At 40.4% G+C, this 14,855-nt stretch carries 14 protein-coding genes; 12 read left to right on the top strand and 2 right to left on the bottom strand.

Annotated elements, in window-relative coordinates; genetic code table 11:
• Window positions 1-82 precede the first annotated feature (82 nt).
• The gene (locus B3394_RS09315) at window positions 83-1,789 is read right to left on the bottom strand and encodes a tetratricopeptide repeat protein (protein WP_286916131.1); all 1,707 of its coding nucleotides are present in this window, start codon (window positions 1,787-1,789) and stop codon (window positions 83-85) included.
• A gap of 130 nt (window positions 1,790-1,919) precedes the next feature.
• Here B3394_RS09315 and B3394_RS09320 point away from each other — a divergent pair, with 130 nt between their 5' ends.
• Window positions 1,920-2,441 (top strand): hypothetical protein, encoded by a 522-nt coding sequence (locus B3394_RS09320; protein WP_177735400.1) that lies wholly within the window; start codon window positions 1,920-1,922, stop codon window positions 2,439-2,441.
• Window positions 2,442-2,506: 65 nt separating this feature from the next.
• On the opposite strand, the gene B3394_RS09325 is transcribed toward B3394_RS09320, so the two are convergent.
• Window positions 2,507-3,055, bottom strand: a complete 549-nt coding sequence (locus B3394_RS09325; RefSeq protein ID WP_273243549.1) for an inclusion body family protein — start codon at window positions 3,053-3,055, stop codon at window positions 2,507-2,509.
• Between the two features lie 321 nt (window positions 3,056-3,376).
• On the opposite strand from B3394_RS09325, the gene B3394_RS09330 reads away from it, so the two are divergent.
• The 11 genes from B3394_RS09330 (at window position 3,377) to B3394_RS09380 (ending at window position 14,800) form a co-directional block, all read left to right on the top strand.
• Complete coding sequence (locus B3394_RS09330; protein ID WP_177735398.1) at window positions 3,377-5,566, top strand: glutamine synthetase III; 2,190 nt, start codon at window positions 3,377-3,379, stop codon at window positions 5,564-5,566.
• A gap of 306 nt (window positions 5,567-5,872) precedes the next feature.
• Entirely contained in the window at window positions 5,873-6,691 is an 819-nt protein-coding gene (locus B3394_RS09335) for a hypothetical protein (RefSeq protein WP_177735397.1), read from the top strand.
• 64 nt (window positions 6,692-6,755) lie between these two features.
• Window positions 6,756-7,244: a hypothetical protein gene (locus B3394_RS09340; RefSeq protein ID WP_286915547.1), complete on the top strand. Its 489-nt coding sequence runs from the start codon at window positions 6,756-6,758 to the stop codon at window positions 7,242-7,244.
• Window positions 7,245-7,248: 4 nt separating this feature from the next.
• Complete coding sequence (locus B3394_RS09345) at window positions 7,249-7,971, top strand: CsgE family curli-type amyloid fiber assembly protein (RefSeq protein ID WP_286915632.1); 723 nt, start codon at window positions 7,249-7,251, stop codon at window positions 7,969-7,971.
• Window positions 7,972-7,988: 17 nt separating this feature from the next.
• Entirely contained in the window at window positions 7,989-8,441 is a 453-nt protein-coding gene (locus B3394_RS09350; RefSeq protein ID WP_273243544.1) for a curli production assembly/transport component CsgF, read from the top strand.
• Between the two features lies 1 nt (window position 8,442).
• Window positions 8,443-9,879 carry a CsgG/HfaB family protein gene (locus B3394_RS09355; protein WP_177735389.1) on the top strand — a complete coding sequence of 479 codons (1,437 nt, stop codon included), beginning with the start codon at window positions 8,443-8,445 and terminating at the stop codon, window positions 9,877-9,879.
• A gap of 11 nt (window positions 9,880-9,890) precedes the next feature.
• The gene (locus B3394_RS09360; protein ID WP_286915651.1) at window positions 9,891-11,378 is read left to right on the top strand and encodes a carboxypeptidase regulatory-like domain-containing protein; all 1,488 of its coding nucleotides are present in this window, start codon (window positions 9,891-9,893) and stop codon (window positions 11,376-11,378) included.
• Window positions 11,379-11,526: 148 nt separating this feature from the next.
• Window positions 11,527-12,354, top strand: a complete 828-nt coding sequence (locus B3394_RS09365) for an OmpA family protein (RefSeq protein ID WP_177735384.1) — start codon at window positions 11,527-11,529, stop codon at window positions 12,352-12,354.
• Between the two features lie 86 nt (window positions 12,355-12,440).
• Entirely contained in the window at window positions 12,441-13,619 is a 1,179-nt protein-coding gene (locus B3394_RS09370; RefSeq protein WP_177735382.1) for an AIR synthase related protein, read from the top strand.
• A gap of 122 nt (window positions 13,620-13,741) precedes the next feature.
• Complete coding sequence (locus B3394_RS09375) at window positions 13,742-14,182, top strand: hypothetical protein (protein WP_286915652.1); 441 nt, start codon at window positions 13,742-13,744, stop codon at window positions 14,180-14,182.
• Between the two features lie 54 nt (window positions 14,183-14,236).
• Entirely contained in the window at window positions 14,237-14,800 is a 564-nt protein-coding gene (locus B3394_RS09380) for a Crp/Fnr family transcriptional regulator (protein WP_177735379.1), read from the top strand.
• Window positions 14,801-14,855 lie beyond the last annotated feature (55 nt).

The raw sequence follows: 14,855 nt of genomic DNA on the forward strand, positions 1-14,855 counted from the left end.
CTAAATAACAGCGTGCAAGGCTAATCTCCTATTTATGAAGCGATACAAGGTGTGACACCTGGCGTGACATTGTGTGACATCGCTATAAAGCCGACAGGAATTTGAACAGCGATATATCCGGATCTATGGCTAACTTCTTGGTAATGCGTTCTTTTCTTTTGCGGCAGCTTTCCGGGGAAATATGCAGTAAAGAAGCAATTTCCTTATTGCTTAAATTCAGGTATACAAACGACAGAAAACGAATGTCATTTGCCGTAAGGGAAGGATGTTTTGTTTTCAGCCTGTTGATAAAATCGTTGTTGATATTTTCGAAACTGGCTGTAAATTCCTCCCATTTGGAATCTTCTTTCAGATGACTTTTGAGGTTGTGGATTGTTTGTATCAGGGCCTCATTATGGGTAATGTTCGGAAGGTTCGGGATGGATTCGATAATTTCTTCGATCAGTTCGTTTCGTGTGGACTGGAACAGGATCTTATCGGATATCTGTTTGTTCTTCTGCTGAATTTCCTGCTGCAGTAAAAATTCTTTTTCTTTCTGGCGTTCCTGCTCCAATGCGGCAAGCAGTTCTTTTTCTTTTAATTCCTTTTTTAAGATACTGCTGTTGTTTTTTTCTTTTTCCAGTTCCAGGTCAATAATTTTCAGGTTGTTTTCGGCAATGATCCTTTTCTGTCTGGCCATTTCCGTTCTTTTGTAAAAAGCCCAGATCAGTATGGAAACCAGCAGGATTAAAAACGCAGTAATGGTAAAATACAATTTTCGGGAACTGGCAACCAGGGCTTTATTGATGCGCAGATCGTGTTTGGATTCCGATAGTTCAAAACGCAGCTTGGAATATTCGAGTAATTCTTTGTTCTTGTTTTTGTTGATGAGGTTTGTCAGCGTCAGGATGCTGTCTTTGGCGGTAACCAGTTTACTGATATTGTTCATGTTAAAAGCAATAACCGATTGCTGTTCCAGCACCTTAATCCGCATTTCATCATCCGTACAGCTTTTTAATGCTTCTTCTACATAGAATGCTGCTTTGGGCCATTCTTTACTTTTGGTATAGGCTATTGCCAACAGGGTTTCTAATTCGGTAACGGCTTCTGTATAGTTCTTTTTTTTAGCCTGTTCCAACAGGGAAAGGCAATCGGGGATAGCCTCTTTAAAGCGTCCTGTTTCGATCAGGATATTGTTTTTGGTTACAAAGGCATTAAGCTTGTTTTTGGGATCTTCGTCCAGATTGGCAATCGCCTCATTGACATATTTGGTAGCAATATCGGTTCTTTTAAGTTCCAGATTGAGCTGCGCCAGGTTGGAAGCATAAATGCCTACACGGGACTGAATGTTGTTTTTCAGGGCGATGTCATAAGACTTTTTAAAATATTCTTCTGCCTGACTGAAATTTTTATCCTTAATATATAGTAGCGCAATATTATTCAGGACGATCATTTCATCTGTAGGAGCATTGTTTTTTAGCGCCAATTCATAGGCTTTTAAATAATAGGCAATGGCATTGCCATAATCGAGCATTTTATAATAGGTAAGCCCGAGGTTATTAATGGCCAGAAATTCCTGCCGGTATAAGTTTTTTCGTTTGGCGGTTTCCTGTGCTTTGGATAAATACTCTATGGCCGAACCGTATTGTTGTTCAAACATTTTTGCAATTCCGGTAGTGATCAGCGTATCACACGCGGTATCGGTCTGGGCAGATGTGGTAAAAGAAAAGAGGGTTATGATTAATGCTGCCCAAAAGCGGACAGCCGTGTTTTGATTACAGTCAGATGATTTTGTTTTTCCCGATTCCATTTTCAAAAGTAAAGAGATTTTCAATAGAATTCCTAAAAATTAAAACGTAAGAAAAAAGATAGTATTTGGATTAAAGATTTTTGGCTTGATTATTGTTTATATTTGTTAGAATCATTTAAATCAAAAAAATATGAAAAAGATACTTTTACTTTTAACGGTTGTAGCAGCTTTTGCTTTTCAGGGATGTGAAGGTCCGGAGGGACCGCAAGGACCACAGGGACCATCTGACGGAAATACGATTAGTGAAGTTTTTGAAGTTACCAGATCTTTTAATGCCGGTAATAATTTTGGCAGTATCGTACCGCTGAATCCACAAATATATGCTTCCGATGTTGTTTTGGTTTACCTGCTTTGGGATACGGTTAATCCGACAACCCCAATCTGGAGATTAATGCCGCAAACGGTACAATTAAGCGAAGGCGATTTATTGTATAATTTCGACTTTACAAGATCGGATGTCAACATCTTTTTAAGTTCGGCCGATCTTGATCTGAATATGCTGGCACCGCAATGGACACAAAATCAAACGTTTCGTATTGTAATTGTTCCGGGGTATTTTTCTAAAAATGCTCAGCCGGTTGACTATTCCGATTATAATGCGGTAATTAAAGCGTATAATATTGATGAATCAAAAATTAAAGTATTGAAATAATTCGATACCTGATATAAAAAAAGGGAACCAATTGGTTCCCTTTTTTTATATCAGGTGCTTTTACATTATTTACTGGCAATAATTGTAGGGCTCCAGCTGAAATAGCCATATAATTTCTGGTCCATAGCATTATCTGCCAAGGTATAAAGGGCAAAATAAAAGGATAGTTTTTCTTCACCGGTTCGGAGTATCATGGAATCGAAGGACATTGTACGATTTGCTGTGGCAATTGCCGGTAATCCATTAATCGTTTTTGTATTACTGGATACTGCTCCCAGTCTTTCGGTAATCCAACCTGAAAAATTTCTCATAACGGCATCACCGGACTGATGTCTGGCATTATAAAAAAGGACGGCGTCGTCAGTGTTCAGATAAAGGCTGGTACCTCTGAAAGTAATATAGTCTGCTAAATCAGCTTTAAGATTCAGGCAGGATGTCCCCTGTCCGCTGATGATTAGCTGGGGCAGGTTACTCAGTATATAATGATTTTCGGCGCTGACCTCGGTGGGTTCATGCTGGTTTTGACTCGGATTGGGATATTTCGATTTAATATATTCGGTATCTATAACCAGTAAAAGTTCTATTAAATGTGCTTCCTTTCTTGCGGTATCCATGATTTTCGGGATTTGGGTTGTTTTTTTATCGGGTTTCAATAGTATTGTTTACTATAAACTATTGGATGGTACAAAGTTTTGATTCTAAAATTAAACCCGGGCAGGTGTAATTACTTGTTTTTGTTCCGGAAAACAGCAGCTGTGGCATCAGTAAAACGGGATAAGGCTGCGGGTTACCCCTCTTTTGGGTCGTTATTTTTGTTTTAAAACGATTTTTTTTAGTCACACCCCTAAAAAAATAGGGGGTATTGTGTTTTGTTTTTTAAAAATATTTACATTTGCAGTGTAAAACAATAGGTATAAACAAAAAAACACAACTTTATGTCAACATTTCGTTTTCAGGCACTAAAAGAAGCAAGCGGTAGAAAACCCGTATTGGTAGAAGAATTGGACAGAAAATCTTTGATTTTTGGAAGTAATGTATTCAACGATAAGGCGATGCGTCAGTTTTTGACGTCGGAAGCATATCAGGCAGTAAAAAATGCAATCCAGCACGGTACAAAGATCGAAAGACGTTTTGCCGATTATGTTGCTATGGGAATGAAAGAGTGGGCATTGTCTAAAGGAGTGACCCATTATACCCACTGGTTCCAGCCTTTAACCGGAACAACGGCAGAAAAACACGATGCGTTTTTTGAAACAGCTGTTGACGGTAGTGATCCGGTAGAAAAATTCGGCGGAAGCCAGTTAGTACAACAGGAACCGGATGCCTCCAGCTTTCCGAACGGCGGAATCCGTAACACTTTTGAAGCGAGAGGATATACGGCCTGGGATCCGACATCTCCGGCATTTATTTTCGGAACGACTTTGTGTATTCCAACTGTTTTTATCTCCTATACCGGAGAAGCCCTGGATTATAAAACACCTTTGTTACGCGCTTTGCATGCAATTGATCAGGCGGCTACGGATGTTGCCAAATATTTTGATAAAAATGTAAAGAAAGTAACGCCTACATTGGGTTGGGAGCAGGAATACTTCCTGGTAGACAGCGCTTTGGCTGCTTCAAGACCGGATATTTTAGCAACAGGAAGAACCTTATTAGGACACACTTCGGCTAAAGGACAGCAATTGGAAGACCACTATTTCGGTTCTATCCCAACACGTGTACTGAACTACATGAGGGATTTGGAAAACGAATGTATGTTGTTAGGTATACCGGTGAAAACACGTCACAATGAAGTAGCACCTAACCAGTTTGAGCTGGCACCTATTTTTGAAGAAACCAATTTAGCCGTTGACCATAACTCTTTATTGATGGATGTTATGCAAAAAGTTGCAGAACGCCACCATTTTAAAGTATTATTCCATGAAAAACCATTTAAAGGTGTAAACGGATCGGGTAAACACAATAACTGGTCATTGGCAACAGATACCGGAATCAATTTATTGAGCCCGAGTAAAACGCCTATGAGCAACCTGCAATTCCTGACCTTCTTTATCAATACAATTAAAGCGGTATACAATAATGAAGAACTGGTGAGAGCTTCTATTGCTTCGGCAAGTAACGACCACCGTTTGGGAGCTAATGAAGCACCACCGGCTATTATCTCTGTATTTATCGGTCAGCAATTAACGAAAGTACTGGAAGAACTGGAAGGCGTTTCCAAAGGGAAATTATCACCGGAAGAAAAAACAGACCTGAAACTGAACGTTGTTGGTAAATTACCGGATGTATTCCTGGATAATACTGACAGAAACAGAACATCGCCTTTTGCCTTTACAGGAAATAAATTCGAATTCAGAGCCGTTGGATCTTCTGCGAACTGCGCGAACTCCATGACAATTCTAAATACCATCGTTGCAAAGCAGTTAAAAGACTTTAAAGTAGAAGTTGATGCTTTGATCGAAGGAAAAGACATGAAAAAAGACGATGCTATTTTCAACGTATTGAGAGAGTACATCAAACAATTCAAGAAAATCCTTTTTGAAGGTGACGGTTATAGCGAAGCCTGGGAAATTGAAGCCGGCAAAAGAGGTTTAAGCAACCACAAAACAACTCCGAAAGCCTTAAAAGCAAAAGTTTCCAAACAAGCTTTGGCACTATTTGAAGAAATGGGGGTAATGAACCATGTGGAAATGGAAGCCCGTTATGAAATCGAACTGGAAGAATATGTGAAAAAGATCCAGATTGAAGGAAGAGTTTTGGGCGATATCGCAAGAAACCATGTTATCCCGACAGCGATCCGTTACCAGAATACGTTAATTGAGAACGTAAAAGGATTAAAAGAAATTTTCGGAAAAGAATTTGAAACTATCGGAAAAGAGCAGATCAATCTGATAAAAGAAATTTCCAGCCATATCGCAAGTATCAACGAAAAGGTTGAAGAAATGACGGAAGAGCGTAAAATTGCGAACGAATTGACCAATATTGAAGCACAGGCTGATGCATATTGTGAAAAAGTAAAACCGTTTTTTGATGTAATTCGTTACCACAGTGATAAATTGGAACTTTTAGTAGACAATGAGATCTGGACCCTAACCAAATATAGGGAGTTACTTTTCACCAAATAAGGTTAGAAAAACAAAAATACAAAATGAATAAGCCTCAGTAAAATGAGGCTTATTTTGTTAAAATAACTGTTGTTTATCTGATATTTTATTCATTTCGTAGAAAATTGGCTGTTTTGTTGAATAAAAATAACAGCCGGTTTACCCGTGAAAGATAATTTGGCTATCTTTGAAATGGAAAATAACCACAATTTTTCCACACTTCCATAACAATAATTTCCGTGTCTGACGAAGTCACCGAAATCCCATTTTACAGTATTGCTTCCTCATAATAAGAAAGAAATTTTTAACCAATTAAATATTTTTATTATGAAAAAAGTGATTTTATGCATCTCCGCGATGCTATTAACCGCAGGAGCTTTTGCTCAATTTAACCTTAGTACCGTAGGCCAGGTTGGTATCGGTAATATGTCGAACGTAAATCAGGCAGGATTATTAAATATTTCAGATGTAGATCAATTGGGCTTTTTCAATAGTGCCGATGTGGATCAGCTTGGAATCCTTAATATGTCTGACGTAGCACAAATAGGATTTGCCAACGAAGCTACTGTAGCACAGTGGGGTATTCTTAATCAATCTTCTGTTTTCCAGCTGGGAGCATTTAACGAAGCTTCTGTTGCCCAAATTGGAATTGCCAACAGTTCTGATATTCAACAATACGGAATTGCCAACTCGGCTTCAGTATTACAGGTAGGTGCCTTAAACGATGCCAATGTATTGCAAATCGGTATTGGAAATGACGCTGCTATTATTCAGGGTGGAACCGGTAACGTTGCCGATCAGACACAACTTGGAGACGGAAACGCTGCTTTAGCGGTGCAATTAGGAACAGACAACTACTCTTCACAAATGCAGGTAGGATCTGATAACACTGCAGTTGCTTTTCAAACCGGAACCGGAAACCAATCTTACCAATTACAATTGGGTGAAGATAACGTAGCGGTTCATACTCAGGACGGATTCTATAATATGGCAATAACTACACAAGCGGGAGATGCTAACCTATCTTTAATTGATCAGGACGGTGCTTTAAACTTTGCATGGACCAACCAATCCGGTTTAGGACACATGAGCTTCGTAAATCAGGCAGGTATAGCTAACGTTTCATTAGTAAACCAATCAAATTAAATCCCATAGAAAAGAGGAGAGGTAAACACTTTCTATCTCTCCTTTTTCCTTTATAATACCGGTTATGAAAAAAGTGATGCAATATGGATTTTGGGCACTTGTTTTAGTTTCTTTCGGGCTAAAAGCACAAGAGTTCTCCGGTGATAACGAATTGGAAATGGCTGTCAAGCAGCATTATGCCGGACAAGCCGATAAAAAAGCCATGACACTTTCTGCCGGCAATATTGTTACCATACAGCAGATAGGCACCCGGAACTTTTCAAACGTAAACATAAAAGCGGCAAGCGCTATGGTAAACGTACAGCAATTGGGAGCGAACAACTATCTGGAACTGTATAAAAGTGCTCAGGATATTAACCAGACGGTTATCCAGCAGGGAAGCAATAATATGGTGAACGATTATTCGATGAATCCGTATTATTCGGTTAATAACCAGGTGATTCAATATGGTAATAACCTGAATTACACGAGCTACGGTACCAATTCCATTTCAGATGATATGAGAATTATACAAAGAGGAAATTCAGGTTCAGTACTCATTTTTAACAGATAAAGCCATGAAACCATATTACACTGCAATCGTTACCGTGTTCATCTTCACCTTTTCCATTCCTTGCAAAGCACAATTTATAAACAAAGAAGTGAAAGCAAAAATAGAAACAAGTGTCGTAGAGAACATACTATCTGTTACCGGAACAGCAGAGAATGTGACCGAAGTGCACAAAAGCCTTCGTTACAAACTGTCTGTTATCAAAAAAAGTAAAAGAACCAAGAATTTATCGAACAATTCACAGGACGGCCGCTTTACATTGGGCCCTAACGAAAAGAAAATATTATCCAAAACACAGGTAAATATTTCCAGTGATGATGAAACCATCATTTTATTACTGCTCTATGATGAAGATGACAAAATCATCGGAAAAGACAGAATCGTTGTGGGAGAAGATGTAAAAGCAGACAAGCCGGCGGATGGATTGGAACTTTTGGGAATTGTATCGGACGATACAAAAACAAAGTTCGGAAAAGATTTCTATGATTTTTTCTATGGAAAATATCAGGAAAAAAAATTAAATGCCAGAAAAATAGTGCGAATTGAAGAAGAACTCAGTTTTGGGAGAACAACCAGAATCAGAGTAGTTATAGATAATGATTTAATCAATGAATTTGTTTCCAGACCTGATGAAGATTTTTTAATGTACATGGCCGATGATTCCATTGCCAGACTCATTAAATACCTGCAGGATATAGAGAAACAGAAACAATATATAACACAGTATTAATTCTATTTTTTTGCATCATGAAGACAATCGTTTTTTTATTCGTAATGGTCTCTGTGGGAATGCGTGTAAACGCTCAGGATTTGGTGTATAAACCCATCAATCCCGCTTTCGGAGGCGATACTTTTAACTATCAGTGGCTGCTCAGTTCGGCCGATTCACAGAATAAGTTCAAAGAAGAAAACGATCTCTACAAGCCGCAAACAGCACTAGAACGATTCAGAGATAATTTAAACAATCAGTTGTTAAACTATATATCCAGATCGCTGTTTCAGCAACAGTACGGCGATGGAACCACTACAGGAACAGGAACGGGAACGGGTACAGGAACCGGCTCGGGAGGACTTCAGCAGGGAACGTTTGTTTTCGGCAGCCTTTCTGTCGAAATCTATCCGTCAAATTTAGGAGTTGTGGTAAACATACTGGATATAACAACAGGTGAAGAAACTCAAGTAATCATTCCAGGGAATTAATATGAAAACAGCAAAATTACTTTCGTTATTGCTGGCGCTGACTTTGTCTGGCTGTGGTGCCTATTTTAATCAGCCCGTGAGTGTGGAAAAAGCCTCAATAGGGGAACCTACACCATCAACGAGTGCTTTAAAAGCATTACCGCCACCAAAAGAACCAGTAGTCGTGGGTGTCTATAAATTTAGGGACCAAACAGGGCAGTATAAACCTTCAGAAGCAGGAAGTACTTTTAGTACCGCTGTTACTCAGGGAGCGACCTCAATCTTAATAAAAGCATTGGAAGATTCAAAATGGTTTACTCCGATTGAAAGAGAAAACCTGGCGAACCTGATGAATGAGCGAAACATTATCCGCTCTACCAGACAAGAATATACCAAAGATCCCAATAATCCGGAAATGCAGCTGGCTCCCTTGCTCTATGCAGGTGTTCTGCTGGAAGGAGGCGTTATTTCCTATGACTCCAACATTATCACCGGCGGATTCGGTGCCCGTTACTTTGGCGCCGGCGGATCTACAAAATACAGACAGGACAGAATTACCATTTACCTCAGGCTGGTGTCTACCTCCAATGGTAAAATCCTGAAAACGGTTTATGTTTCCAAAACCATACTTTCCCAGTCGGTTGATGCCAGTTTGTTCCGATATGTTGACTTTAAGCGACTATTGGAAGTAGAAACGGGATTCACAAAAAACGAACCGATACAAATGGCCATTACAGAAGCGATAGAAAAAGCGGTTGAAGGCCTGATCATTGAAGGGATCCGCGATAATATCTGGGAAGCCAAAGCACCGATAGCCAAACTGACCGAGCTGATCAACAATTACGATTATGAAAAAAGAGAATCGGAAGTTTCCCAGCTATACGGACGGCATCTGAATGAAAGACGTGCCAAATTCGGAATTGAAATCGGTGGTGGAACCACATTGATGAATGGCGATTATCCCAATCCGGAATTCAAACCGATGATACGCGGCGGATTAAAATATTTCTTCTGGCCAAACTTTAACATGAGTGCTTCAGTCAGCCCGTCATGGTTTGGCAACAAAGACAAGCTGGATGTGGGTTACCTTACCGGCGATCTGAATATGGAACTGCTGATTCTGCCATATGACCGGTTCACACCCTATATTTATGGCGGCGGCGGAATGGGTATAAACAGTGCCTATAAAAACGTACATACGAAAATACAGTTTGGCGTTGGCGTAGAGTATTTGCTGACGGACAGCGTCGGACTCAAACTATATGGTGAAAATAACGTCACCTTCTCGGATAACGTAGATTATCTGATTATGGGAAAAAGAGATGATTATTATTGGCGTTTTGGAGCGGGAATAACCTTTTACTTCCCGAAACAGAAATACCCCAATAAAGCGGTAAAAAAACATGTAGAAGAAAAAGCGAATGCTGCAGGTTATACTATTGGTTTTCCGGATAAATAAAACTGAGGAATATGAAAATTATAGCCAGAATAGGATTCGCGCTTTTAGTATTCAGCATTGCGTGGTCCTGCAGTCAGGAAGAATTTATAGAAAAAGGACAGGGAACCGTTAGAGGACGGGTTGTAGAATCGGAAACCTTTACACCCATTCCGAACGCCAGAGTCTCTTCCAGCCCGAATACCAGTACAGTTTTTACAGACTCATCCGGATATTATACCGTTACCCAGGTCAATGAAGGCGATTACTCCTTTGAAGCCAGAAAAGACGGTTATATAGCAAAATTTGAAGCCGTACACGTAAATACGGGCGGAACAACTGAAATGGTATTTGAACTTGTCAAACAAACGGTGGAAAATTTACCGCCAACGGTACCGGTACTGACCGCTCCGGTGGATAATGCTACAGACCAGTCGTTAGAAGTCAATCTGACCTGGACCTGTACCGATCCGGAAGAAGACCCGATAACGTACAAAGTGACATTGCGAAACGATACCAATAATAATGTGGTGGTTTATGACGACATCACAACCACCAGCTTTACGCTTACCAATTTAAATTACAGTACAAAATATTACTGGCAGGTAACGGCAAACGACGGAATCAATCCGGATGTAAACAGCCTGACCAGTTCTTTCAGAACACTGATGTTTCCAAACGCCAGATACCTGTTTGTAAGGAAAACGGGCGACAATAACGTTATTTTTACAGCCGATGATGCCGGGAATGAACTGCAGATCACCTCGGATGCGACAAACAGTTTCCGTCCAAGAAAGAATACCCAGGCGAATAAAATTGCCTTTATCCGGACAACCGGTGGTCAGGGACATATTTACACCATGCGCCCGGACGGTTCCAGTGTTTTTAAAGTGACCAGTAATGTACCGGTAGCGGCATTCAATGGCGATTATTATAACTATTGCTGGCGAGCAAACGGCAGTCAGCTGATCTACGCCAATTTTGATAAACTCTACCGCATTAATGCTGATGGCAGCGGACTGGTACAGCTCTTTCAGACACCTAACGGTAAGTTTATCTCGGAATGCGACTGGAGTTATGACGGCACCAGGATTGCTCTAAAAGTAAATGATCTGAGCGGATACAGCGTAGAAATATATGTGATTGATATGTCTGGAAATGTCATTGCCAATGTATTATCCGGAGTAAACGGAGCGGCAGGCGGTCTGCACCTGTCGGTTAACAATACGAAACTCGTGTTTACCCGCGATGTTTCCGGATACCAGAGCAGCGATTACAGACAATTGGACAACAGAATATTTATGTATGATTTTACGGCCAGTACAACAACAGAAGTACCGGTTCAGCGACCTGCCGGGTATAACGACCTCGATGTGCGTTTTTCGCCCAATGAAGCAGAACTGATTTTTGTGAGCACCTCAAACGACGGCGTTTCTCCGAGAACCATTACAAAATATACGATGGGAACAAGCGGTTCCCGCACGGCACTGTTTAGTAACGGACTAATGCCCGATTGGAAATAAAAGATTCACCTCTTTCTTTTTTTAAAGGCGTATCGCTCTTGTATGGAGGATACGCCTTTATTAATGTGACCGGTAACACAAGAAAAATAAAGGAAGACTTTTAAAAGTCAGGGGAAAGTTGTTAATTCGTTGTAACTAATTACAACACATGAAACCATTCGTATTACTGCTTTTCGTTGCTTTATTTGGCGGAACAACTTTCGCACAGGAATCTGTTGCGGTGTATTTTGAAAGTAATAAACACGAACTCAATAAAAAAGAACTGCTGCGGCTGGAAGAATGGATGCATAAAAACAAAACATCCAAAATTGTAGCCATCAACGGATTTACCGATGAGGACGGTACGAATAGTTATAACGACACCTTAGCCCAGAAAAGAGTTACGTATGTTTTCAATACGGTCCGGCATACGGTCAGAACAAGAGACGATTTTAAGACCAGAAGCTTCGGAGAAAGCCACAAACAGTCTAAAATAAAAGCCGAAAACAGGAAAGTGATGATTCATTATATTGAAGCAAAAGACCTGTCCCGTGAAAACGAAATACTGGGAATCAAACCGGTAACCGAAATTAAAAGAGTAGACGTTCCGGCCGATGCGCCGCTGGCATTAAAAGTAAAGCATGCTTTGGTGGGCGATAAACTCAAGCTGGAAAACCTTAATTTCTACGAAAATACCTTTGCCATACTGCCGGACTCGCGGCCCAAAATGTTTGAATTGCTGGAGATCATGAAAAGCAATCCGAAACTCCGCATTCAGATCCAGGGACATATCTGCTGCATGCCTAATGACAGAGCCGATTTGTCGACCAAACGCGCCAAAGCCATCCGCCTGTTTCTGGAAGCAAACGGTATCGATAAAACCAGAGCCACCTTTAAAGGATTTGGCAGTACGCAGCCCATTAATCCGCTGCCGGAAAAAAACGAAGAAGAAAGAGCGGCAAACAGAAGAGTGGAAATTGAAATTATTGAAAATTAAGTAAAAAACGATTTTCAAATCTTCATTTTTTCAAATTCCCACATTTTAGAGTATCTTTGCCCGACAACAACACACACTACCATTTCATGAGTTCCGATACTAGTAAACGTTACAGTTTGAGAGGCGTTTCTGCCGCAAAAGAAGATGTGCATAACGCCATTAAAAACATTGATAAAGGGCTTTTTCCAAAAGCTTTCTGTAAAATTGTTCCCGACTATCTTACCAACGACCAGGATTACTGCCTTATCATGCATGCCGATGGTGCCGGTACCAAATCGTCACTGGCTTACCTGTATTGGAAAGAAACCGGTGATACTACCGTTTGGAAAGGAATTGCACAGGATGCCCTGATCATGAATATTGACGACCTGTTATGCGTGGGGGCAACAGACAACATCATGCTGTCGTCTACCATTGGCAGAAATAAAAACCTGATTCCGGGTGAGGTTATTTCGGCAATCATTAACGGTACCGAAGAATTAATAGAAGAATTAAAAACATTTGGCGTAACCATCCATTCTACAGGCGGGGAAACAGCCGATGTGGGCGATTTGGTTCGCACACTGATAGTGGATTCTACCGTAACGGCAAGAATGAAACGCTCGGATGTTATCGATAATGCAAACATCAAAGCAGGCGATGTAATCGTAGGATTAGCTTCTTTTGGTCAGGCAAAATATGAGAAATCCTATAATGGTGGCATGGGCAGCAACGGACTGACCTCGGCCCGTCATGATGTTTTCCATAAATACCTGGCAGCTAAATATCCGGAAAGTTTCGACGCTTCTGTTCCGGAAGAACTGGTATATTCCGGTAATGTTAAACTAACGGATGCTGTAAAAGACGCGCCTATTGATGCCGGAAAACTGGTTTTATCACCAACGCGTACGTATGCACCGGTCATTAAAAAGATTTTAGAAAAATATACGGCAAACGAAATCCACGGTATGGTACACTGTAGCGGAGGAGCACAGACCAAAATATTACATTTTATTGATAACCTTCACGTAATCAAAGACAATCTGTTTCCGGTTCCGCCGCTGTTTAAGCTAATTCAGGAGCAGTCCAAAACCGATTGGAAAGAAATGTACCAGGTTTTCAACTGCGGGCACCGTATGGAAGTATATGTTCCGGCAGCAATTGCCGAAGATATTATTGCCATTTCAAAATCATTCGACATCGATGCCAGAATTGTAGGAAGGGTAGAAGAATCCGAACATAAAAAATTGACGATTAATAGCGAATACGGACAATTCGAATATTAAACAATCACCATAACAATTTAAAAAATCCCTTGAATAAGGGATTTTTTTTATACTAATAATAGCAGCATTCGTAATGCCATTTAAAAGGAAATAAAATATCTTTGATAGAAACAAAAACAGGTATGAAAATCAATTTGAAAACAGGAATAGACGAACTTATTTTCGGGATGACACAAAAAAACGTTATGGCCGTTTACGGAGAACCGGACAGACAGTATAAAGACGATGAAAACAACATCATTTATCTGTATAACGATAAAAGAATCCGCGTAACATTCTATGAAGATGAAGATATGCGAATGGGGTATCTTATCTGTTCGCATCCGGATCTGGAATTGTTCGGTAGCAGGATTATCGGCAGGCCAACCGCAGAAGTTCAGGAAGAAATTATAGAAAAAGGCATCAAAAGCTGGGAAGTGGAAACCTTCGATTCGGTCGATAATGTCTTTAATGAAAGCAACTGGCTGATTTTACAATCGGAATTTGAAAAAATAATCCGGGTTGAGGTGGGCGCAACGATCAATGACAATGATGAGTTCGACTGGAAATTTAAAGCCAGATAACAGCACTGTTTTTCGAAACACTTGCTTTGGTTCTATAAACACGCCGCCCCAAAAATGACAGCAAAAGAAATACTACAGTCCATTCATCCGTTGCCGGAAAAAGCACTGCATAAAATTTTAGAACGCCTTTCGGAAGTACACTATCCCAAAGGACATTATTTAATTGAAAGCAACAAAACGGAAAACGATATTTACTTTATAAAAGAAGGAATGGCGCGGGCATTTTGCTATAATAACGATACCGAAGTTACCTTCTGGTTCGGGAAAGAAGGCGATGTCGTATTGTCGTTTAACAGCTATATCTTTAACAAACCGGGCTATGAAACGATAGAACTTCTGGAAGCTTCAAGGCTTTACCATATCAAGGCAACGGAACTGAAAGAACTCTATCAGGAAGATATTGATATTGCCAACTGGGGCAGGAGGCTTTCGGAATATGAACTGGTTAAAACCGAAGAAAGGCTCATTTCCCGGCAGTTTAAATCGGCGTTGGAACGCTATGAAGAACTGATAAAAGGCGATCCGTCCCTTTTGAACCGGGTTTCTCTGGGGAACATTGCTTCCTATCTGGGCGTAACTCAGGTAACCTTAAGCCGGATCCGTGCCGAAATAAGATGAATTTTTTATCATTTGTTAAAGGATGCCATGCTGCGGAACCCGAAATTTGCAGTCT

The sequence above is a fragment of the Flavobacterium sp. UBA4197 genome (assembly GCF_002379575.1).
Lineage (GTDB): Bacteria > Bacteroidota > Bacteroidia > Flavobacteriales > Flavobacteriaceae > Flavobacterium > Flavobacterium inviolabile.